Annotated in this window: 23 protein-coding genes; 14 read left to right on the top strand and 9 right to left on the bottom strand. The window is 56.7% G+C overall.

Annotation, left to right across the window (positions count from 1 at the left end; genetic code table 11):
- The first annotated feature begins 2 nt into the window (after positions 1 to 2).
- Genes bchB through ACFQ14_RS15535 form a run of 13 tightly spaced genes read left to right on the top strand, consistent with a single transcriptional unit; the run spans position 3 to position 14,373 of the window.
- On the top strand, positions 3 to 1,556 hold the full coding sequence (gene bchB, locus ACFQ14_RS15595; protein WP_377213675.1) for a ferredoxin:protochlorophyllide reductase (ATP-dependent) subunit B: 1,554 nt from the start codon (positions 3 to 5) through the stop codon (positions 1,554 to 1,556).
- Positions 1,528 to 5,235 carry a magnesium chelatase subunit H gene (locus tag ACFQ14_RS15590; protein WP_377213674.1) on the top strand — a complete coding sequence of 1,236 codons (3,708 nt, stop codon included), beginning with the start codon at positions 1,528 to 1,530 and terminating at the stop codon, positions 5,233 to 5,235. The genes bchB and ACFQ14_RS15590 overlap by 29 nt, the downstream gene beginning before the upstream one ends.
- A complete protein-coding gene (gene bchL, locus ACFQ14_RS15585) occupies positions 5,236 to 6,156 on the top strand; it encodes a ferredoxin:protochlorophyllide reductase (ATP-dependent) iron-sulfur ATP-binding protein (RefSeq protein WP_377213673.1) in 921 nt (306 codons plus the stop codon).
- A 14-nt stretch (positions 6,157 to 6,170) separates the two neighbouring features.
- Positions 6,171 to 6,872, top strand: coding sequence for a magnesium protoporphyrin IX methyltransferase (gene bchM / locus ACFQ14_RS15580; protein WP_377213672.1), 702 nt, complete (start codon positions 6,171 to 6,173; stop codon positions 6,870 to 6,872).
- Entirely contained in the window at positions 6,869 to 8,311 is a 1,443-nt protein-coding gene (locus ACFQ14_RS15575) for a BCD family MFS transporter (RefSeq protein WP_377213671.1), read from the top strand. Before bchM ends, ACFQ14_RS15575 begins: the two co-directional genes overlap by 4 nt.
- Positions 8,312 to 8,327: 16 nt before the next feature.
- Positions 8,328 to 9,101 (top strand): photosynthetic reaction center subunit H, encoded by a 774-nt coding sequence (gene puhA / locus ACFQ14_RS15570; RefSeq protein WP_377213670.1) that lies wholly within the window; start codon positions 8,328 to 8,330, stop codon positions 9,099 to 9,101.
- A complete protein-coding gene (gene puhB / locus ACFQ14_RS15565; protein WP_377213669.1) occupies positions 9,098 to 9,778 on the top strand; it encodes a photosynthetic complex putative assembly protein PuhB in 681 nt (226 codons plus the stop codon). Before puhA ends, puhB begins: the two co-directional genes overlap by 4 nt.
- A 9-nt stretch (positions 9,779 to 9,787) precedes the next feature.
- The gene (gene puhC, locus ACFQ14_RS15560) at positions 9,788 to 10,285 is read left to right on the top strand and encodes a photosynthetic complex assembly protein PuhC (protein WP_377213668.1); all 498 of its coding nucleotides are present in this window, start codon (positions 9,788 to 9,790) and stop codon (positions 10,283 to 10,285) included.
- Position 10,286: 1 nt separating this feature from the next.
- Positions 10,287 to 10,586: a hypothetical protein gene (locus tag ACFQ14_RS15555; protein ID WP_377213667.1), complete on the top strand. Its 300-nt coding sequence runs from the start codon at positions 10,287 to 10,289 to the stop codon at positions 10,584 to 10,586.
- On the top strand, positions 10,583 to 11,680 hold the full coding sequence (gene acsF / locus ACFQ14_RS15550; RefSeq protein ID WP_377213666.1) for a magnesium-protoporphyrin IX monomethyl ester (oxidative) cyclase: 1,098 nt from the start codon (positions 10,583 to 10,585) through the stop codon (positions 11,678 to 11,680). Before ACFQ14_RS15555 ends, acsF begins: the two co-directional genes overlap by 4 nt.
- Positions 11,681 to 11,696: 16 nt before the next feature.
- Positions 11,697 to 12,488 carry a putative photosynthetic complex assembly protein PuhE gene (gene puhE, locus ACFQ14_RS15545; RefSeq protein ID WP_377213665.1) on the top strand — a complete coding sequence of 264 codons (792 nt, stop codon included), beginning with the start codon at positions 11,697 to 11,699 and terminating at the stop codon, positions 12,486 to 12,488.
- A 48-nt stretch (positions 12,489 to 12,536) separates the two neighbouring features.
- Positions 12,537 to 13,751 (top strand): 5-aminolevulinate synthase, encoded by a 1,215-nt coding sequence (hemA, locus tag ACFQ14_RS15540; RefSeq protein WP_377213700.1) that lies wholly within the window; start codon positions 12,537 to 12,539, stop codon positions 13,749 to 13,751.
- 4 nt (positions 13,752 to 13,755) lie between these two features.
- On the top strand, positions 13,756 to 14,373 hold the full coding sequence (locus ACFQ14_RS15535; RefSeq protein WP_377213664.1) for an isopentenyl-diphosphate Delta-isomerase: 618 nt from the start codon (positions 13,756 to 13,758) through the stop codon (positions 14,371 to 14,373).
- Positions 14,374 to 14,390: 17 nt separating this feature from the next.
- Here the strand turns inward: ACFQ14_RS15535 and ACFQ14_RS15530 are convergent, their stop codons facing one another.
- Complete coding sequence (locus ACFQ14_RS15530; protein ID WP_377213663.1) at positions 14,391 to 15,011, bottom strand: methyltransferase family protein; 621 nt, start codon at positions 15,009 to 15,011, stop codon at positions 14,391 to 14,393.
- A 186-nt stretch (positions 15,012 to 15,197) separates the two neighbouring features.
- On the opposite strand from ACFQ14_RS15530, the gene ACFQ14_RS15525 reads away from it, so the two are divergent.
- On the top strand, positions 15,198 to 15,566 hold the full coding sequence (locus ACFQ14_RS15525; RefSeq protein WP_377213662.1) for an SCP2 sterol-binding domain-containing protein: 369 nt from the start codon (positions 15,198 to 15,200) through the stop codon (positions 15,564 to 15,566).
- Positions 15,567 to 15,666: 100 nt separating this feature from the next.
- On the opposite strand, the gene pufM is transcribed toward ACFQ14_RS15525, so the two are convergent.
- The 8 genes from pufM to ACFQ14_RS15485 all read right to left on the bottom strand — a co-directional run bounded on the left by pufM (position 15,667) and on the right by ACFQ14_RS15485 (position 22,430).
- On the bottom strand, positions 15,667 to 16,614 hold the full coding sequence (pufM, locus tag ACFQ14_RS15520) for a photosynthetic reaction center subunit M (protein WP_377213661.1): 948 nt from the start codon (positions 16,612 to 16,614) through the stop codon (positions 15,667 to 15,669).
- 11 nt (positions 16,615 to 16,625) lie between these two features.
- Positions 16,626 to 17,510: a photosynthetic reaction center subunit L gene (gene pufL / locus ACFQ14_RS15515; RefSeq protein WP_377213660.1), complete on the bottom strand. Its 885-nt coding sequence runs from the start codon at positions 17,508 to 17,510 to the stop codon at positions 16,626 to 16,628.
- Between the two features lie 77 nt (positions 17,511 to 17,587).
- Positions 17,588 to 17,767 carry a light-harvesting antenna LH1, alpha subunit gene (gene pufA, locus ACFQ14_RS15510; protein ID WP_377213659.1) on the bottom strand — a complete coding sequence of 60 codons (180 nt, stop codon included), beginning with the start codon at positions 17,765 to 17,767 and terminating at the stop codon, positions 17,588 to 17,590.
- Between the two features lie 11 nt (positions 17,768 to 17,778).
- Positions 17,779 to 18,003 (bottom strand): light-harvesting antenna LH1, beta subunit, encoded by a 225-nt coding sequence (gene pufB, locus ACFQ14_RS15505; RefSeq protein ID WP_377213658.1) that lies wholly within the window; start codon positions 18,001 to 18,003, stop codon positions 17,779 to 17,781.
- A 118-nt stretch (positions 18,004 to 18,121) separates the two neighbouring features.
- Positions 18,122 to 18,334, bottom strand: a complete 213-nt coding sequence (locus tag ACFQ14_RS15500) for a hypothetical protein (protein WP_377213657.1) — start codon at positions 18,332 to 18,334, stop codon at positions 18,122 to 18,124.
- Positions 18,335 to 18,370: 36 nt separating this feature from the next.
- The gene (gene bchZ, locus ACFQ14_RS15495; RefSeq protein WP_377213656.1) at positions 18,371 to 19,825 is read right to left on the bottom strand and encodes a chlorophyllide a reductase subunit Z; all 1,455 of its coding nucleotides are present in this window, start codon (positions 19,823 to 19,825) and stop codon (positions 18,371 to 18,373) included.
- Positions 19,822 to 21,405 carry a chlorophyllide a reductase subunit Y gene (bchY, locus tag ACFQ14_RS15490; protein WP_377213655.1) on the bottom strand — a complete coding sequence of 528 codons (1,584 nt, stop codon included), beginning with the start codon at positions 21,403 to 21,405 and terminating at the stop codon, positions 19,822 to 19,824. The genes bchZ and bchY overlap by 4 nt, the downstream gene beginning before the upstream one ends.
- 5 nt (positions 21,406 to 21,410) lie before the next feature.
- Positions 21,411 to 22,430, bottom strand: a complete 1,020-nt coding sequence (locus ACFQ14_RS15485; protein ID WP_377213699.1) for a chlorophyllide a reductase iron protein subunit X — start codon at positions 22,428 to 22,430, stop codon at positions 21,411 to 21,413.
- Positions 22,431 to 22,436: the final 6 nt, after the last annotated feature.

Genomic DNA, 22,436 nt, shown 5'->3' with positions numbered 1-22,436 from the left:
TCATGCAGCTTACCGTTTGGACATACGAAGGCCCGCCGCATGTTGGCGCAATGCGTGTGGCAACCGCCATGCGCGATTTGCACTACGTGCTGCACGCGCCCCAAGGCGACACTTATGCAGACCTGCTGTTCACGATGATCGAGCGGCGCAAGGCCCGCCCACCGGTGACATACACGACTTTCCAAGCCCGCGATCTCGGCGGCGACACATCACAACTGTTCATGGACGCAGCACGGGCCGCGCAAGAGCGTTTTCAGCCGGCTGCCATGATCGTCGGCGCTTCTTGCACAGGCGAGCTCATCCAGGATGACCCAGGCGGCCTGTCAAAAACACTGGGCCTGCCTGTTCCCGTCATTCCGCTTGAATTGCCTTCCTATTCGAAGAAGGAAAACTGGGGCGCTTCAGAAACATTCTATCAAGTTGTGCGCCACATCGCACCAATGGGCGAAGCCACACCGAAGCCTGAGCGTACCCGCCCAAGCTGCAACATTATCGGCCCAACCGCTCTCGGCTTCCGTCACCGCGATGATGTGACCGAAATCGTCCGACTGCTCGGCCAGTTGGGCGTTGATGTAAACGTGGTTGCCCCACTTGATGCCTCAGTTCACGACCTGCTGCGCCTCGGCCATGCAGACTTCAACGTCGTTCTCTACCCCGAAACCGGCCTTTCTGCTGCTCTTTGGCTGGAACGCCGCTACAAGCAAAAATATACACGCACTGTGCCAATTGGCGTTGGCGCAACGGAAGACTTTATCCGCGAAGTCTGCGATCTGGCAGGTCTGGACGCCGATGCAGCGCTGGAAAACGCCCAAGCGCGTCTGCCTTGGTATTCGCGCTCCATTGATTCCACTTATCTCACCGGCAAACGCGTCTATCTGTTTGGCGATGCGACCCACGTCATTGCGATGGCTCGGGTCGCAGAGAAAGAAATGGGCTTCAGGGTCGTCGGTATGGGAACCTACAGCCGCGAGTTCGCCCGCGACGTGCGCGATGCCGCGAAGCTTTACGGCATCGAAGCCCTCATCACTGACGATTATCTTGAAGTTGAAGACCAAGTGCAGGCGCTCCAGCCCGAACTCGTCCTCGGCACGCAGATGGAACGTCATCTGGCCAAGCGTCTCGGCATTCCCTGCGCAGTCATTTCCTCGCCAGTCCACGTGCAAGACTTCCCCGCCCGCTACTCGCCCCAAATGGGCCTGGAAGGCGCAAACGTACTCTTTGACACGCTGGTCCACCCCCTCACGATGGGTCTGGAAGAACACCTCCTGCACATGTTCCGCGACGATTTCGAATTTAACGACGAGGCAGGCCCGTCCCACCTCAACCACGGCACCGTGCGCAAAACACCGATTGCAGAACCCGCAGAAGAAACGCTGACTGCACCGTCCGACGGCTCACCGATTTGGGCAGCGGATGCTGAGAAAGAACTGAAGAAAATTCCATTTTTCGTACGCGGTAAAGCCCGCCGCAACACGGAAAAATACGCAACCGACCTTGGCTTGGCTGAAATCACGACGGAGACGCTCTATGAAGCGAAATCGCACTTCAGCCGCTAAGGCTCCGATAAATGTCGTGCTGATCACGCTGGACAATCACATGTCCGGCGCGGTTGATGAAGCCCGCACATTGCTCCGGCAGGATCTGCCGGGCCTCAATCTGTCCGTTCATGCGGCAACCGACTGGCACGAGAATGATGCCAAGCTCGACGCCTGCAAAAGCGACATCGCCAAAGGCGACATTATCGTCGCCTCAATGCTTTTCGTCGAAGACCACGTCAAAGCAATCCTCCCCGACCTAGAAGCTCGCCGTGATCATTGCGACGCAATGGTTTGCTGTATGTCATCCGCCGAAGTGGTGAAAAACACCCGCATCGGCAAATTTGACATGGGCAAAGAAGCCTCTGGCATTACCGGTCTGCTGAAAAAGCTGCGCGGCAAAAAACCAACGGGCAAGGACACAGACAAAACCGCTGGCGAACGCCAAATGAAAATGCTGCGCCGACTGCCCAAAGTGCTGAAATACATTCCGGGCACCGCGCAAGACGTTCGCGCCTATTTCTTGACCCTGCAATACCGTCTGGCCGCTTCCAGCGACAACATTTCCAACATGGTGCGCATGCTGGTCGATCGCTACAGCGACGGCGCACGCGCCGAACTTCGCGGCATCCTCGATGTGAAGGAGCCTGCGGACTACCCCGAAACAGGCGTCTACCATCCAGCCATCGAAGGCCGCTTCAGCGAGGAAGCTTCTGCGCTGCCCACCAACCCGGACGCCAAAGGCACCGTCGGTTTATTGCTGCTGCGCTCTTATCTACTTTCCGGCGATACAGGCCACTATGACGGCGTGATCCGCTCACTTGAAGCCCGCGGCCTTAACGTCATTCCTTGCTTCTGCAACGGCCTCGACATGCGCCCTGCCATTGACGCTTTTCTCAATGGTGGCCGCATTGACGCTATGGTTTCGCTTACCGGCTTTTCGCTCGTCGGCGGTCCTGCCTATTCCGACGCAAAAGCTGCTGCCGAAGCGCTGGAAGCGCTCGACGTTCCTTACATCACAGCGCACGTTACGGAATTCCAGTCCATTGAAAAGTGGGAAAGCTCCGGCACAGGCCTGCTGCCCATCGAAACCACAATCATGGTCGCCATTCCCGAGCTTGATGGCGGCACAGGCTCCATCGTCTATGGTGGCCGCCATGAAGAGAGCGCAGAAGCCCGCGCTTGTTCATGCGCCCGCAATCTTGGCACCTGCCCGCAAGGCCGCGCTTGCATGCAGCCGCACAACGAGCGGGTGGAAATGCTCTCCGCCCGCACGGCAAAGCTCATCGCTCTTCGCAAAGTGGAGCGCGCCAGCCGCCGCATCGTCATTCCGATTTTCGCCTTCCCGCCAAACGCCGGCAATCTCGGCACCGCAGCATTCTTGGCTGTCTTTGAGAGCCTTTTCGAGACACTCAAAAAACTGTCTGCTGAAGGCTACAGCGTCGAAGTTCCCGAAAGCGTTGACGCCCTGCGTGATGCAATCCTGAAAGGCAATGCCTCTGAACATGGCGCCCTCGCCAATGTCCACGATTTCATTTCCGCTGAAGACCACGTGCGCCGCGAGCCGCATCTGGCGCAGATTGAAGAGCAATGGGGCCCAGCACCGGGCCGCGATTTCTCCAACGGTTCGTCGATCTTCGTGCTCGGCAAAGAGTTCGGCAATATCTTCGTCGCCATACAGCCGGGCTTCGGTTACGAGGGTGACCCGATGCGGCTGCTTTTTGAAAAAGGCTTCGCGCCCACCCACGCCTTCTCCGCCTTCTACCGCTATCTGCGCGAAGATTGGAAAGCCGACGCCGTACTGCATTTCGGCACCCACGGCGCACTGGAATTCATGCCCGGCAAGCAAGTTGGCATGTCAGCTGAATGCTGGCCCGACCGCCTTATCGGCGATCTGCCAAACTTCTACCTCTACGCCGCCAACAACCCGTCAGAAGGCACAATCGCAAAGCGTCGTTCGGCTGCAACGCTTGTCTCGTATCTCACGCCGCCGCTGACGCAAGCTGGCCTCTATCGCGGTTTGAACGATCTTAAAACCACACTCGACCGTCTGCGCGCACTAGAGCCGGGCGACACGGAAGAGCGTGACAGCATGATGGAACTTGTCGAAGCGCAAGCCGAACAACTCGATCTCAAAGGCGAATTGCCCAAAGACGAAGACTTCGTCACCGCGCTGACTAAAGCCGTACTGGAGTTGGAATACACACTCATTCCCCACGGCCTTCACACTGTCGGCAAGGCGATGGATATCGACCAGCGCCGCGAAATGCTGACGCTGATGAATGAAGCGGAGACCGAAACCAAAATCGCTCTGGAAGCGGTTAACGCCATCATCGATGGCGAAACGCCAAGGAGCGAAAACGAAGCGGAAACCGCGATCATCGAGAAGCTGACACGTGCCAACACGAACCTGTCAGAAAACCGCGAACTCGACGGACTCGTGACCGCACTGGACGGTCGTTTCGTCTCGCCCTCACCTTCCGGTGATCTGCTGCGCACACCGGATATGCTGCCCACGGGCCGCAACATCCATGGCTTCGACCCGTTCTCTATCCCGTCATCTTATGCGGTGCGCGATGGTGCCCGTCAGGCCGCCAAGGTTTTGCAACGGCATCTCGACGCAGAACACGCCCTGCCCGAAACCATCGCCTTGGTTTTGTGGGGCACGGACAACCTGAAATCCGAAGGCGGCCCGATGGCCCAAGCCCTCGCATTGATGGGTGCCAAGCCACGGCTCGATTCCTACGGCCGTGTTTGCGGCGCGGAACTCATTCCACTTGATGAACTAAAACGCCCGCGCATTGATTGCATCATCACCTTGTCCGGCATTTTCCGCGACCTGCTGCCGATGCAGGCCTCCATGCTGGCCGAGGCCTCATACCTAGCAGCAATCGCAGACGAACCGGCGGACCAGAACTTCATCCGCAAACACGCGCTTGCGCACGCCACAGAGACCGGCTGCGATTTGGAACAAGCCGCCCTTCGCGTATTCTCCAATGCGGAAGGCGCCTACGGTTCAAACGTCAACTATCTCATCTCGTCGTCCGCGTGGACCGACGAGGGCGAAATCGCAGACACCTACACGAACCGCAAATGCTTCGCGATCACCCGCAAGGGCAAGACGGAAAAGCAGCCTGAAGTGTTGAACTCGGTGCTGGCGAAAGTCGACATGGCCTACCAAAACCTCGACTCAGTCGAATTGGGCGTCACGACGATCGACCACTATTTCGACACGCTGGGCGGCATTTCGAAGGCCGTCACCCGCGCCAAAGGCAAAGAGATCTCGGTCTACATTTCCGACCAAACCCAAGGCGAAGGCCGCGTTCGCACGTTGGGCGAACAGGTCAGCCTGGAAACCCGCACCCGCTCGCTGAACCCGAAATGGTTCGAGGGCATGTTGGAACACGGCTATGAGGGCGTTCGCCAGATCGAAGCCCAAATCACCAACACGATGGGTTGGTCGGCTACGACAGGCGAGGTCCAGCCATGGATCTACCAGCAGCTCAGCGAAACCTTTGTGCTCGACGAGGAAATGCGCAAGCGCCTCTCCGAGCTTAACCCGGCCGCTTCATCGCGCATGGTCAACCGTCTCATCGAGGCGAGCGAGCGCGACTATTGGCAGCCGGATGACGCAACTCTCGACGCTTTGCGCGATGCAAGTGACGAACTCGAAGACGCCCTTGAAGGCGTGGAGGCCTAAATGAACATCATCGGACCCAATTCCCACTTCAAAGACAAGTCACGCCCCTTACCAACTGGCCTGGATGGCGAAGGCAGCGTGCAAGTGCATCTCGATCCGACACTTGAGGTGGGCAATACCAAAGTCTTCGCCGTTTATGGCAAAGGCGGTATCGGCAAGTCGACCACTTCATCAAACCTTTCGGCAGCTTTCTCCAAGCTGGGCAAGCGCGTCCTTCAAATCGGTTGCGATCCAAAGCACGACAGCACGTTCACGCTGACCAAAAGCCTTGTGCCAACGGTTATTGACGCGCTGGAACAGGTGAACTTCCACTCGGAAGAACTGCGCCGTGAAGACTTCGTCTACGAAGGCTATAACGGCGTCATGTGCGTTGAAGCTGGCGGTCCGCCCGCTGGCACAGGCTGTGGCGGATATGTCGTTGGCCAGACGGTCAAACTGCTGAAAGAACACCATCTACTGGAAGATTCAGACGTCGTGATCTTCGACGTTCTCGGTGATGTGGTCTGCGGCGGTTTTGCCTCGCCGCTCCAACATGCCGAACGCGCCTTGATCGTCACAGCAAACGATTTTGACAGCATTTTCGCCATGAACCGAATTGCTTCGGCGATCGGTGCCAAGTCGAAAAACTACGAAGTTCGCGTCGGCGGCGTCATCGCTAACCGCTCCAAAGGCACCGACGAGATCGACCGCTTTAACAAAGCTGTCGGCATGGACCGCATTGCCCACTTCCCGGACCTCGATGTGATCCGCCGTTCGCGGCTGAAAAAATCGACCCTGTTTGAAATGGAAGACTCTCCAGAACTCAATGCAGTTCAGAACGAATATCTGCGCCTCGCCCAAGACCTTTGGGACGGGCGCGATCCGTTTACACCAACCCCAATGAAAGACCGGGAAATCTTCGATTTCCTCGGCTTCGACTAGGAGGCACCGACCAGGTGGCTGATACCAATTACGACACCCGCAGGGGCGAGCTGAAAACCTATTTCGACCGTACGGCGGCCGACAAATGGGTGGCCTTGACCTCTAACACGCCAGTTTCGCGCATTCGCGAAACCGTGCGCGCGGGTCGCGAAGCCACCCGCAGCACCTTCTTGGAGTGGCTTCCGCACGATTTAACCGGCATGCGTATTCTCGATGCCGGTTGCGGCACGGGCATGTTGGCAGCAGAAATATCGGCCCGCGGCGCCCATGTGGTCGCCATCGATATTTCGCCTGCTCTGATCGAAGAAGCCAAGCGCCGCTTGCCCACAGACCTGCGCGCGCACATTGATTTTCGCGCCGGTGATATGTCGGACAGTGACCTGGGCACGTTCGATTACATCGTGGCAATGGACAGTTTTATCCACTACCCGCTGTCCGCGATCATCGAATTGCTTGAGGGCTATGCACCGCGCGTCAAGCGGGGGCTGATTTTCACTTTTGCGCCGCGCACCCCTGCGCTGGCTGCGATGAAAACAATCGGAAAATTGTTTCCCAAGAATGACCGTTCGCCTGCAATCGAACCCGTGGCCGAGGACCGTCTTGCGGCTGCAATCGAGGCAAGCCACGTCAAAAACTACGGCCTGCGAGCTGCCCGCACGCGGCGCATTTCCACGGCCTTTTACAAGACGCAACTGATGGAGCTTGTGAACGCATGAGCGAAGCAAAACCTGCAATGGCTGATATGTGGAGGCGCGCTGGCACGCGCTTTCTGCCGTTCGCTGATGCGGGAACGGACGAGCTTCCGCTCGCCCGACTGTTGCGCCTTGCGCTTTTCCAAATTTCGGTCGGCATGGCGGCCGTGCTCCTTACCGGCACGCTGAACCGCGTGATGATCGTGGAATTGGGTGTCTCGACTACCCTTGTTGCCGTGATGGTCTCCCTGCCCTTCTTGTTCGCGCCCGCGCGAGCGCTTATCGGCTTTAAGTCAGACACCCACAAATCTCTGCTTGGCTGGAAGCGCGTGCCCTACATTTGGTTCGGCACGCTCATCCAGTTTGGTGGCCTTGCCATCATGCCATTTGCGCTCTTGCTGCTGCAGAGCCAGGCCTATGGCCCAACATGGGCTGGCCCGGTTGCTGCCGGTTTCGCCTTCCTGCTGACAGGTATCGGCCTCCACACAACGCAGACCGCTGGCCTCGCGCTGGCAACCGATCTTGCACCGGAAACGGCTAGACCCCGCGTTGTTGCTTTGATGTATGTGATGCTGCTTGTCGGCATGTTCCTGTCGGCACTCGTTTTCAGCGGCCTGCTGGTCGACTTTTCACCAAAGCGCCTTATCCAGGTTGTCCAAGGTGCTGCTGTCGTAACTATGGTGCTGAACGTAATCGCGCTGTGGAAACAAGAACCTCGCCGCCCGGCAGAAACCTCTCCCGAAATCGAACACCCTTCCTTTTCCCAAGCATGGTCAGAATTTCGTAAAGACCGCCGCTCCTCGCGGCTATTGGTTGCTGTTGGTCTGGGCACTGCAGGTTTTTCCATGCAGGACGTCTTGCTGGAACCCTACGGCGCGGAAGTGCTTGGGCTTTCCGTCAGCCAGACCACGCTGCTGACAGCCCTTTTTGCTGCTGGTTCGCTCTTAGGCTTTGCAATGGCTGGCCGTATGCTCGGCAAGGGCAGAGACCCGCACCGCCTTGCAGCGCTTGGCACACTCATTGGCGTTGTCGCGTTTTGCTGCGTAATTTTCGCAGCCCCCTTACAGTCTGCCTTAATGTTCCGCGTTGGTTCTTTCCTAATCGGCATGGGTGGCGGCCTGTTTGCTGTGGGAACGCTTACCGCCTCAATGGACCTGGCCGAAACAGCGGGCTCCGGCTTGGCACTGGGCGCTTGGGGTGCCGTGCAGGCTTCCGCAGTTGGCATTGGACTGGCTGCAGGCGGCATCATCCGCGATACTGGATCGACACTGGCCTTGTCGGGCGCGTTTGGTCCCGGCTTGCGCGACACGGCGCTTGGATACTCGTTCGTTTACCACATCGAAATCGGACTGCTCTTTGCAGCTCTCATCGCCATCGGCCCCCTTGTGCGCACAGCCGCATGGGACGCCAATGAAACATCAACATCCCGAAATGGAATTGGACTGGCCGAATTACCCGGCTGAAACTTGGAGAAGACTAATGGTTGAAATTACTGGCTACATAGATGTTGCCCAAATGGTGCTTTATGCATTCTGGGTCTTTTTCGCAGGCTTGATCTGGTATCTACAGGCTGAAAGCCGCCGCGAGGGCTATCCCCTCGAAGATGACGTAACGGGCGCTTACAACCCTGATCCGTGGTTGCAACTGCCGTCACCAAAAACCTTCAAGCTGCCTCACGGCATGGGCGAACGTACCTATCCAAACATGGAAAACCGCGACACGCGCCCCATCAAGGCCAGGCGGGCGAGCGCAACTTCCGGTTCGCCGCTGATCCCAACAGGCAATGCGATGAAAGACGGCGTCGGCCCGGCTGCCTGGGCAGAGCGTCCCGATCATCCTGACATGACCCCGCACGGCACGGCGAAAATCCAGCCGCTTGCTGTCGCCACCGATTTTCACATCTCCGAGAACGATGTCGACCCACGCGGCCTAAACGTTGTTGGCCCGGATGGGGAAATCGCTGGTCAAATCGTTGATGTGTGGGTGGACCAGACAGAGAGCTATATTCGCTATCTGGAAATGAAGTTCGGCCGCAACAACCGTCTGATCCCGCTGCACTTCGCTGTCCAGCGCAGCGCACGCGGCGGCGGGCGCGAATATTACGTCCACAACCTCACAAAAGACCATTGGAGCGATGTTCCGCGCACCAAGTCGAAAACCGAAATCACCATGCTCGAAGAAGAGAAAATCATGGGCTATTTCGGCGGCGGTGGTCTTTACGCCATGCCGGGACGTGCGGAGCCGCTGCTGTGAGCCATCACGACGACTTCCAGACCGAACCGGTTCTCGGTCTTCCTGCAAACCTGCCAGAAGGTGAACACATCGTCTGGCAGGGCGCACCGGACCGCGCCACAACCTTTCGCACCGTCTTTAAGGGCAATTGGCTCATCGCCTACTTCGTTGGCCTTGCTGGCTGGCGCTTGGCAACTGGCATTTACGACGGAAGAGCGATGTACGATATCGCAGGCTCCGTTTTCACCGCCTTCGTTCTTGGTGCGGTGGTTTTGGCGATCCTTTTCGGGATCTCCACATGGATCGCACGGTCTACGGTCTACACCATCACAAACAAGCGTGTGGTGATGCGTATCGGAATGGCATTGCCGATCACATTCAACCTGCCGTTTAGCCAAATATCTTCCGCTTCGGTGGTATCGCACGGCGGAAAATCTGGTACGGTCGCACTGACCCTGGCGGAAAATACCAAGATCACGTGGCCCGTTCTTTGGCCCCATGCGCGACCTTGGAAATTGGCCAATCCGCAGCCCGCCTTTCGGGCGCTGGGCGATGTTGAAACGGCAAAAGCCCATCTCGTTTCAGGACTGCGTGAAGCCCACGGCATCGAAGGCCGGCCAGCAATGGCTGCCGTCGCTGCCAAAAAAGCAAAACCAGCCAAACGCACCTTGCGCGGGCTGGAAACAAAAGGAGCCTAAGGACGTCAGATGGCCAAACCAACCGCACCACCACCGGCAGAAATCACCGGCATCCACCGCGCCCCTCTTTATGGTGCGCTTGGAGTGGTACTGTTTACCTTGGCTATCGTCCTTGGTTCCGCGATCACCGACGGTGGCCGGGTTACAAAAGAGCTCGGCCAACCGGTCGCAGAGCGCGATTTGATCTTCCGCGACGGCGAGGCAGGCACAATCGTGGTGCGCGATGCGGCCTCTAACGAAAAACTAGCCACCTATGGTAAGGGCGAAGGCGCATTCATCCGCATTTCCATGCGCGCCCTCACCCACGCCCGCCGCACCCGCTCTGTGCCGCTGGGCAAGCCTTATCGCTTGGTGCGCAACGCACAAAACCACCTTTCTATTCTCGATCCGCAAACCGGCGAGTTTATCAAACTCATCGCGTTCGGATCGGTAGCAACGGAAAGCTTCGGCCGGTTCCTCAAAGCGCCCGTCCGCACTTCCGCCCACCCGTCAGCAAAGGGAGCCTGACATGACACTGAACCCATTTACCAAACAGAAGGTGGAAGTCGACTGCACAGTCGAAATCGAAAACACCTTCGAGAGCCTGGAAGCGCATGTACGCTTCAATGACGGCACAACCGTCAATCCGGGCGACGAAGTGATCGTCCACGGCCAGCCAATCGAAGTGCCCTATGGACACAAAGAGCAGTTTGATCGCCGCGCAACCATCACCCGCGCCTCAGCAGTCGAACGCCTTTGGACCCGCGCCACTGGCGATTTCGAGTTTATGGAGTTGTGCGAGTTCTCGTTTTCGGAGGGTCGGCTATGAACGTCCATACCCCCAAACCGACAAACGCTAAGCCAATCGATCTGGCCTCACAGAACGAAACCACGCAAATGGCGGCGGCCTCCAAGACCGTTCTCGACCCACGCTTTTACACAACGGATTTCGACAAGCTCGACAAAACCGATGTTTCCGGCGTCCGCGAAGAGTGGGATACGCTGATTGCCTCAATGGTATCTGACCCCAACAAAGGCCACTTCAAGCGCAACGAGGCGTGGGACGACATCGATCTGGATTCGCTCGACCCTGCCCTACGCGCCGAGTTCGTAGACTTCTTGGTGGCGTCGCTCACATCGGAATTCTCCGGCTGCGTTCTCTACAAGGAGATGAAGCGCCGCGGTTCCAACGAAGACTTGAAGACACTGTTTTCATGCATGAGCCGTGATGAGGCCCGCCATGCCGGTTTCATCAACGATTCGCTGAAAGACTTCGGCATCGGCGTAAACCTTGGCTTCCTAACGAAAGCCAAGAAATACACTTTCTTCCGCCCGAAATTCATCTTCTATGCAACGTATCTGTCCGAGAAGATCGGCTATGCGCGTTACATCACGATTTTCCGCCATCTCGAGAAGCACCCTGAAAAGCGCTTCCACCCGATTTTCAAGTGGTTCAAGGAATGGTGCAACGACGAGTTCAGCCACGGCGAGGCTTTCTCGTTGCTGATGCGTTCAGACCCCAAGCTGCTCTCTGGTCACAATAAGCTGTGGATCAAGTTCTTCCTCTGCGCGGTCTACGCCACCATGTATGTGCGTGACCACGCCCGTCCGGAGTTCCACAAGGCTCTCGGTATTGGCATCGAAGACTACGACATGCGCGTGTTTGAAATCACCAACGAGATCTCAAAACAGTGCTTCCCACTGGTTCTCGACATCGACAACCCGAAATTCCTGAAAATCCTGCGCAAGCTAAACGCTATTTCCGTTGATATGGATCAAGTTCGCGGGAAGCCTGGAATGGTAGCAAGGTTGAAGCGTGGCAAACTTTTGGGAGCATCGGTTGTCCAGTTCGCACAATTGTACTTCATGCCTTCCAAGAAGAATGTCATCCCCGAAACCTCTCACATGGTTCCGAGCTGGTAGAGGGGCAAGCGGCGCGATGATGCATACCCTTCTTCCAGTGGCCTTTGTCACACTGCTTTGGTGGTCTTCCACCGGGGCAGTGCTTTGGCTGGCCAATGGAAGAACGGAGCAACTTCATTTTCGCCTGCTTGGCATTACCCTTACATGCGCCTTCGGCTTTGCAGGTCTGATCGTTGCTTCTACCAGCGATGCCGCATGGTCGCCCTATCTCGCTTTCATCTCGGCGCTAGCCGTTTGGGGCTGGATTGAGTTCACGTTCCTTGCAGGCATGGTTACAGGCCCGCACTTCGGCGATTGTCCTCCGGACGCTTCCGAGCGCCAGCGCTTCCGCCTCGCCTTCCGAACGATCATGCACCACGAATTTACACTGTTGGCGGCTTTGATCGGCATTTGGGCGATCAATCACGTTAGCGGCAATATGATGGGCTTCTACACATTCGCCCTTCTATGGCTGATGCGCCTTTCAGCAAAGCTGACAATTTTTTCTGGCGCACCCACACTTTCCATCGACATGATGCCGCATCGTCTCGCCCATATGAAAACCTATTTCAGGGTCGATCGGATAGGCCCCGTGTTTTGGGCGTCAATCGTCACAAACAGCGTTCTGCTGGTGGCTGCGATTTGGTGCCTGATGAACGAAAAGATCAGCGCGGACGCCCATGTGGGCTTGGTTATGCTCACCACGTTGGTGGCTTTAGCCGTGCTGGAACACCTGTTCATGGTCCTGCCCATGCGCGACAGCGCGTTGTGGGGTTGGGCAATGAGCGAAGAAAACGACAAAAAAGCCGCGGCTACAGCGGCAGAATAACACGGAGGGGCCGCTTGCGGTCACGAAATGGGGATGCAAAAGAAAACCATGGATTTCGAGAACTTCTTTACCGCCGAATTGGACAAACTCCGCGAAGCTGGAAACTACCGTGTTTTCGCTGACCTGGAGCGTCACAAAGGCCAATTCCCCAAAGCCACCCGTTATGGCGAAGACGGCGAGTCCGAAGTCACGGTTTGGTGTTCCAACGACTATCTCGGCATGGGCCAGCACCGTAAAACGATCGACGCCATGAAAGAGGCGATCGACAAATGCGGCGCAGGCGCAGGCGGCACGCGTAACATTTCTGGCACCAATCATTATCACATTTTGTTGGAAGAAGAGCTCGCCGACCTCCACAATAAAGAAGCAGCATTGATGCTTACGTCCGGCTACGTAGCCAACTGGGCCGCTCTTGGCACTTTGGCTTCACGCATACCCGCTTGTGAAATTTTCTCTGATAGCGACAACCACGCTTCGATGATTGAGGGCATCCGTCACTCGCGTGCGCCAAAGCATCTGTGGCGTCACAATGATCCCGAACATCTTGACCAGATGCTGTCGCAGGCAGATCCCGACGTTCCAAAACTCGTGGCGTTTGAGTCCGTCTATTCGATGGATGGTGACATCTGCCCAATGGCTGAAATCCTTGACGTGTGTGAAAAACACGGTGCGATGTCGTATCTCGATGAAGTCCACGCCGTTGGTCTCTACGGCCCGCGCGGCGGCGGCATCGCTGAACGTGAAGGCTTGATGGATCGCGTCACAGTCATACAAGGCACGCTTGGCAAAGCCTATGGCGTCATGGGTGGCTACATCGCGGCGTCCGCAAATCTGGTTGATTTTGTCCGCTCCTTCGCGTCCGGTTTCATCTTTTCAACTGCCCTGCCACCCGCACTTGCCGCCGGTGCCCGCGCTTCCATCCGCCATCTGAAGACCAGCGACATTGAGCGCCTGCGTCAGCGCCGCAACGTGGCCTTGCTGCGCGAACGCCTTGATGCGATCGGCGTGCCGCACATGATGAACGAAAGTCACATCGTGCCCGTGATGGTCGGCGATGCGAAAAAGTGCAAATTCATCTCCGATCTTCTGCTGGAAAACCACGGCGTTTACGTGCAGCCGATCAACTACCCTACCGTACCCAAAGGCACAGAGCGCCTGCGCATCACACCATCGCCAATGCATACGCAAGCCGACATCGAGCATCTCGTTGGCGCGCTGTCCGAGCTGTGGTCGCAATGCGCACTCTCACGCGCCGTAGCCTGATCCGATGTTGGATGAAGTTCTCTTCCTGACGCCGGACGCGGAAGATGGCCCGGCAGACGCTAACGGACACGATGATCAAAGCGCATGGCCTATTCCCGCAAGTGATCCTCCGATCATGATACCAGGCATCGCTGCAGACGATACGCTCTACCCGGTCGAGAAGATTGAGGCTCATATCAAGGGCCTTCACCACGTGGCACTGTCGGTTTTTGTGTTTGATGGCCCTCGCCTGCTCATTCAACGCCGTGCGTTTGAAAAATACCATTGCGGTGGTCAGTGGGCGAACACCTGCTGCACCCATCCGCACATGGACGAGGATATCCAGACCGCCGCAAAACGCCGCTTGCGCGAAGAGCTTGGCTTCGAATTGCCCATCGATGAACGCCTGATTGTTGAATATTCGGCCGATGTTGGCGGTGGGCTGTGGGAACGCGAACGGGTTCACATGTTCCGTGCAGAGGCAGACAGGTCAAAGCTTGAAATAAAACTTAATCCCGATGAAGTCTACGAGACCAAATGGTTGACAGGCGACGAATTACGCACGGAGATGGCACTGAACCCCGCAGATTTCACGCCATGGTTCCGCATCTATGTAAACCGTTACCCCGCCTTGGATTTTTAGCAACACGAGCGTTTATCCTATGGAGAAGTCGTCTCGTCTGTGAAGAACAGCCTCCAAGCGCTAGCCTTGGGCAGCAGCATTGGCACATTTGCTTGATAAGCCCGATATGCGTCACCAAAACGCAATTGCAGCTCTCGTTCTTCCATCTGTGTGATACCAACCAGAGCCACTATGGACACGACCGAAACCGCATAAACGCCGGCGTAATTTGACATAAACGCCCAACCGATAACGCCAACGATCACCATCAGATAACGAGGGTGACGAACTGCCGAGAACGGGCCACTGGTGATCAACGTTTGAGCCTCACCCTTTATTTCAGGCACTCCAGCAAAGGTGCGAAAGGCTAAATGACGCCGCACAGATCGTGCCATCACCAATGATGTCAGATAAATCAGCATTCCCGCCACAAATAGAATGAGGCTCTCGCCAAGATCAGTTCCAAGAAGCCAAACGCGCAGGCCGTTAACAACGAACGCACAGAAAGCTAGTGCAACCAAAGCGGCCGAGTAAGCCTGCCAAATCGGACGCTTTTTCCAAAGAGAGTGACCAAGATGAATGACAGACCAGAAGGTGATCACGAGCGGTAGAAGAAAGATCAGCCCATAACCAAGACCGAGGCGAATTCCATCAATCATGGCGCCACTCGGCCCAACAGAGCACGCCCGTCTCGCGTCAGAATGGATATGGAAAAAGTCTCACTTTCGCTTGTCGAATTTAAGAGCAACTTCAAGTTTTTCATGTTTTTTAACATGCGTTTACGCTAACATATGGACTTATAAAGTCACCCGTTTTGCAAGCGGAATAGACATGAATTTTGAGCGATGGACCAACCTGCCAAACAGATGCAAGATCCAACAATACAACAAATAATCGATGCCATGCCGGAACGCTTTGACCCGCACGCCGCTGACGGCGTTGATGCGGTGTTGCAGTTCAATCTCACAGGCGAAGAAGCACGAAACTTCTATGCAATCATCAAAGACGGTGCCTGCACTCTGAAGATCGGCCAGCACGGCTCGCCCACCATGAGCATGAAGATGTCCGCACAGACCTATGTGGACATGGTGATGGGTCGCATCACGGGCCAGGAAGCGTTCTTCCGCCGCAAGCTCACATATCGCGGCCCCATAAATCTGGCCATCCGCATCCACCGCTTCTTCCGACCACCGGAAACCGCAGCTTCTGCTTAGACGCTTACTCGGCTTCCGGTTTCACAACATTGGAAATTCCAAAAGAAAAAGGGGCAGTCCATCGGACCGCCCCTTTTGATTTCAGACCAATCGGATTGGCCTATGGGTTCAAGTTCGAACCGCTTTCGGCCAGAACACCGTGCTTGATTGCCCAAGCGGACCAATCATCAACAACCGTGCCCGTGAGCAGGATGCCAATGCCGCCGGTCAGCGTGGTCAGCATGGCGAACCACCATGCCCAACGGTGGATTGATTCCATCGTAGCGTTGAAGCCCATCGTCCAGCGCCAGAACAGTGCGGCGCGTTCAGAAGCCGTACCACGGTCTGTGATCTGCTCGATCTCGCGTTCGCCACCGTAGCGGGAAACGGCCAGGATTGTTGCGCCGTGCATGGCAAACAGCAGAGCCGAGCCATACAGGAACACGATCGAAAGCGCGTGGAACGGGTTGTAGAACAAATTGCCGTAGATCAGCGAAAAGTTGTTCGTCCAATCAAGGTGCGAGAACACACCGTAAGGCACCGCATGGCTCCATGAGCCCATCAGGACCGGGCGAATGAAACCCAGCACCAGAAACAGCCAGATGGCGGACGCGAAGGCAATCGGAATGTGCATCCCAAGGCCCAGCGACTTGGCGCGGCGGTAAGACCGCAGCCACCATGACATGACCGACACCGTGAAGAAAAAGCCGACGATCATGAACCACCCGCCTTCCTTAAGCGGCGGCAGAACTGTCAGTCCGTATTCCGGCGAAGGCGGGTCAAGCGACAGCCAGAAGAGCTGGCGCAAGAACTGCACCGGATCCCATCCAACCTGCATCCAGAAGTTCAGACCGATAAGGTTGAACGCGATGAGGCCGCTGAGCAGGGAAATGACACCGAGTGTGCCGAGGTAAATCGGCCCGATCTGCGCATTGCCCAGCTTGCCTGCCCAATACTGGATCGAGCCAGTACCGATGCGTGGGTCGTCACCTGGTGCAGTCGGTATGCCCATTTGCGGGGCCGCATGCACCTGCGTCGTGGTGAAGATATTTTGATATTCTTTGAGCATGTGCCCTCTCCTTAGTCGAGGTAATCGAGATCGCCGATCTCACGCACCAGGTCTTCCTGAGCGAAAATCGGGAGTTCGAGCCACCAGGTCCACCAGTCAGCCCATGCGTCGGTCCATAGCGGGCCCGAGATGATGATGCAGACCGCGCTCCAGAAACCGGCATTAAGCGCCAGAAACAGGCCAATGCGGTGAATGCCCAGCGTGCCGATGGAATAACCGATGAAATCGCGGAAATAGGTGTCTTCGTGTTCCGGCGTCTTCACTTCTTGTCCGCCGCCAGGGTTGGTGGAAGACAAAACCAAACCACCATGCAGCGCAAGCGCCAGTGTGGTGGTGAAGAAGAAAGTGATGGCGATCATATGCGCCGGGTTGTAATGGAAGTTGCCATAGGCGTAGCCAACGTTGTTCACCCATTCGAGATGCGAATAGATGCCATAGGGAAAGCCGTGGCTCCAACCACCGTCGCCGGTCAGCCACATGGCCATCGGACGGAAGACATTGAGTGTAACGAAGGCGAATACAGCGACTGAAAAGGCGAATGGTACGTGGTAACCCATTCCCAGTTTCCGGCTAATCTCAACCTCGCGCAGCACCCATGAGCCAAAAGCTCCGACCGCACAGAAAGTAACGATCTGCCAAAGCCCGCCTTCGGCCATTGGCGCCAGCGACATGCCATAGTCCGCAGTCGGTGGATTGATGCTGATTTGCCAGATATTCCAAGTTGGCCCCAGCGCAGCGCCGTAAATGAGAAGCAGCGTGCCAAGGACAGAGAAGAAGATCGTGGTGACTCCGAAGAAACCGACATAAAACGGCCCGACCCAGAAGTCGAATAGGTCACCGCCGAGCAGTGTACCACCACGAACACGATATTTTCGTTCGAAACTCAGCAAAGCCATAGCTGGTTCTCCATAAATTCAAAATTAGATTCCGGCAGGCGAGAGCGACCCCCCGCCTGCCAGAGGAAGGCCAACGCTTACGTATGAAGCGATGTAACCTCGGTAACCTCAACAGAGGCGACCGGCTTGATGTCGAGCCAGTTGTACCGCTCAGTTGAGAGCAGGACGAAGTGGATCAAGACAGCCAGCGTGAACAGAAACACGGCCAGTGCGACCATGATCCGGCGCGGATCAAAGATGAGCCAAATTTTATGCATTTTGGTTCTCCTTAGACCATTGCCGTCACGATAGATGTCAGGGAATTAATCCCGTCCATCATCGAGGACTGTGCGGTTGCGTCTTGGAACATCCATGGGCGCCACATGTGCACGAGGACGTGAGCAGCAAATGCCCAGCCTGTGAACGCGATCGTGCTCTTCATGAAGATCCTATGAAATTCCCGAGCTTCGCCACTGGTCATGCCAGTCGCAGATGCTGTTTCGGAAGCGGCCATAAGAAACCTCCTTCATTTGCCTTTCGGCAGTTACCGCGGCATACCCCCGCGGCAGGGTTCGGTTCCCACGAACCGGTATCCCCTTCGCCCAAAACGGACTCAGGAAATTCTTGAAATCTCAATATTTGACGGCGTAGCCGGCAGCCGCATGGGCGTTGGCGCGAGCCTCGCTCCAGATACTGCCCTGCCCGGCGCGTCCGGCCAGACGGCCAGCAGCGATGGCCGCGATTGAGAAAATGAAAATCACGCTAACGAGGCCGCGATAAACGATCGCGGAACCGGTTTGCGAGGTGTGGTGAACCATGTGGCGGTCCATTGGTGCGTCAGACATGTGCATGTCCTCCCGTTGCGGACGCGGATTGGTTGGTCATGCCGCGCTCCTTGAAATTGTCTTCGCCGAGGCAAGAACGCGCTCGATCGAAATGAGGTCTTCGCCAGCCGCGAGCGCATCGCGCTCACAGGCATCCCGAAGCCGCTTGGCTGCGGAAATCCGCACAAGGATCGGCTCACGGTCGACGATTTCGTCGAGCTTGCGGCGAGCTTCCTGATCCCAAGGCGGGGCGTTTTTGATTTTTGCGGGGACGGCTTCAGCCGTTGCATCCATCTGGCTGGTTAGCGGCAGGATGTTGAACAAAAAGTCGAACAGACTGTTGCAGATTTCCTGCATCAAATACGACGTGCCCGCATAGCCCATGAAGGGTGTGCCGGTATGGCGGCGAATAATGGCACCAGGAAACGATGCAGGGATATACGCCGACCGCGAACTTTGATCAGCCATGTACATGCGCTCGTTGAACGATCCGAAAACGATCATCGGCGCTTTTTCCGCGATCAAATCTTGGACATTCTGGTTGTCAGTCTTCACACCCACACACCGCGAGATCGAAAACTTGCACGGCATGCCCATTTCCTCTTCGAGGAAATTGCGCAGCCCGCGCGCATAGGTGTCGTTGGCGACAACCGCAAAACTCGCGGTGGCATAGAAATCCTGCGTCACCGAGCGCCACAAGTCCCACATGGGTTTCAGCGTCGTGTGCTTTTCTTGTTCGATGAACGGTTCTGGATCGAGGTCCAGCATTTCGCCCAAAGTGCGCAGAAAGGCCGTCGTCGAATGGATGCCAATGGGCGCTTGCAGATATGGGCGATCCAACGTCTCGCAAAGCAGACGACCGAACTCACGGTACATGCAGACATTCACCTCCGCATTGGAAAGCCGTGAAATATCCGCAAGATGCGAGCCGAGCGGGAACGTCATGTTCACTTCAGCGCCGATGCCTTCAATGAGACGGCGGATTTCTGCCAAATCGGACGGCATGTTGAACGTGCCATACATCGGGCCGATAATGTTGACGCGAGGCTTTTCGCCCTCCTTAAGCGCCTTCACCTTGCCGACCTTTTTCGGGCCGAATTCCGTCCACAACCACTTCAAGGCGCGGTCGGCGGATTGCCACTGATCTTCATCGATGGTGCGCGGCAGGAAGCGCTGAACATTGGCGCCTTCCGGCGTCACGCCGCCGCCGATCATCTCAGCAATCGAGCCCGTCACAACAACGGCAGGCAAATCGGGATCAAGCGTCGCGCGAGCGCGGCGCATGTTGGCTTCCGTGCCTGTCTGGCCCAGTTCTTCTTCACCAAGGCCGGTGACAACGATGGGAAGCTCATGCGGCGGCAGAGCGTCGGTGTAGTGCAGAACCGAGGTCACCGGCAGGTTTTCGCAACCAACCGGACCGTCGATAATCACCTGCAAGCCTTTGATGGCTGTGAAGGCGTAGACGCTGCCCCAATAACCGCCAGCGCGGTCGTGATCGAGAATGAGGGTCAATTTCCTATCGCCTCCCCAGAATCAACGGAGTTGGCTGCGCGTGCGGCTTTAGCTGCAAACTTCTTGCGGAAAGCCGGACGATCTTCGGGCGTTTTTTCCCACACACCAGCGGTGTGACCCGTGCCGACACCCTCAAAGAATTCCTTCATCGTGTCGAAGCGTTCTTTGTTGGCAATGGCGCCATTGACTACTTCCGCCAACGAACCGGCACCAGCAGGCCCCATCAAAGGACGGGCTGAGATGAGGTTGGTGAAGTAAAGACCAGGAGTGCCGCGCTCCTTCGCCTTCTGCACAACCGGCGTGGTACCGATCGCCAGATCAGGTTCAAAAGCTTCCATTGCCGCGCAATCGTTTTCGAGCGATGCGCGGTATTGGACGTATACGCCTTTGGCTTCCAGCCAAGCGCAATCGTCAGCAGAGAACCGCGTTTTAGGGCAGGCCGTGCCGACGTAGCGAACGTCTGCACCGCTTTCAATCAACAACCGAGCGACCAGCAATTCCGAGCCTTCATAACCAGAAATCGTGATGCGGCCATTGATGGGCTTGGCTTCAAGCGCTTCGCGAATAGCGGGCAAAATCAGGTTTTGCGCTTTGGCTATGGACTTGGCGTCCACACCGCAGGCATCGCCAATAGCTTGCAGCCATGAATGGGTGCCATCCAGTCCCACAGGGGCAGACCCGATGACAGGCCGTCCCGCGCGCTCAAATTCGCGGAACGAAGCTGTGTAGAACGGGTGGATGGCAGCGACGGCCGCGCAGTCGAGAGCGGAATACAATTCACGCCACTCGCGCGTGGGAACCACGGTGCCCGCTTCAAGCCCCATGGGCTCCAACATGGCACCGATGCTTACGGGGTCGACGGGGAACATTTCGCCAACCATCGTGATGCGCGGTTTGCCGCTTTTCTCTTGGGTCGAGGGTGCCTGAACAGGCCCGGCCGCAACTTCTTTCGCCGCATACGCCAGCATGGCACCGGCCAGAACGTCTTTGGCTTCCGCATGTGTCGGGATGCCAAAACCGGGAACGTCAATGCCGACAATGCGCACGCCGTCGATCTCACGCGGCAGCATCTGCAGCGGAACACCCGACGCGGTGGGTACGCAAAGATTGGTAACAACGATGGCGTCGTATTTTTCAGGATCAGCCATTTCATGAACGGCATCACGAATGTCTTCGTAAAGCTTGCCCGTCACGAGGCTTTCTGAATCAAACGGTACGTAGCCAACTGTGCGGCGCGCGCCATAGAAATGCGATGTGAACGTCAGGCCATAAACGCAGCAAGCCGAACCGGAGAGGATTGTTGCAGTGCGGCGCATGCGAAGGCCTACGCGCAAAGATCCAAAGGCAGGACACATGCTTTGAGGCTGATCGTGCGGGCCTTGCGGATAATCTTTGGCATATTGCTCCAGAATTTCGCTCTTGCCCGCTTTCGCAGCTGCATCGCGCATCGTATCGGCACCGGCATGACAGCCAGCACCATCGACGGCAGTGTCAGCTGCCTCGATGGGAGCGTCATTCGCTTCAACTTCTTCAATAGAAGCAGCAATGCGCTCATCAAGTGGGGTTAAATCGTGTGTCATGGGCATCAAACGTTGTCGTAGACAACCTCCAGGGATTCCTTGGAGATCAGCGACGGGTCGCACATGTCTTCAACAACAGCAGGTGTCAGCACGTAATCCGCACCCGTTTCAGAGGCAGCAAACAATCCCAGCAGACCGTCTTGGTCGAGTGGGTTGGGCTGACGCGGAGGCGCGGTCATCATGTTGTCAGCGAGTTCGGAGAACATCGGGCCCCACGCTCCGGCAGGGTCACCAACGATCTGATAGCTGGCTGATTTGCGGCGAATGTCTTCGTCTTGCGGAATGGCTGCGAGAACTGGAATGCCGACTTTGTCTGCGAATGCCGCAGCTTCGCCGGAACCGTCGTCTTTGTTGATCAACATGCCGGCCACACCGACATTGCCGCCCAGCTTGCGGAAATATTCAACCGCCGAGCAGACATTGTTCGCCACGTAGAGCGACTGGAGGTCGTTGGATGCAACGACGATTACTTTTTGGCACATGTCGCGGGCAATCGGCAGGCCGAAGCCGCCGCAGACCACGTCGCCCAGAAAATCGAGCAATACATAGTCGAAATCCCAGTCATGAAAGCCGAGCTTTTCCAGGAGTTCAAAGCCGTGGATGATCCCGCGACCGCCGCAACCGCGACCCACTTCTGGGCCGCCAAGCTCCATGGCGAAAACGCCATCGCGCTTGAAGCAAACGTCGGAAATAGACACTTCCTCGCCCGCTGCCTTTTTGGCCGAAGAGACTTCCAAAATGGTGGGGCATGAACGACCGCCAAACAGCAGCGATGTCGTGTCAGACTTTGGATCACAACCGATCAGCAAGACCTTCTTGCCGCGCTGCGCGAGGTTGTAGGATAGGTTCGCAAGGCTGAACGATTTACCGATGCCGCCTTTTCCGTAGATCGCTATGATCTGAGTTTCCTTGGTGACTTCACCGGTATGCACCGGATCTGGCTCTTGCGCAGCCTCGTCTTTCAACAAGTTAAAGATATCGACATTGTCGTCTTCACGTGGCGTGTCGTCGCCCTTGCGTGTCATTCCGTC

The sequence above is a fragment of the Pseudahrensia aquimaris genome (assembly GCF_042676045.1).
GTDB lineage: Bacteria > Pseudomonadota > Alphaproteobacteria > Rhizobiales > Rhizobiaceae > Pseudahrensia > Pseudahrensia aquimaris.
Note: the sequence above shows the minus strand (reverse complement) of the source record. Positions and strands in the feature narration are given on the sequence as shown.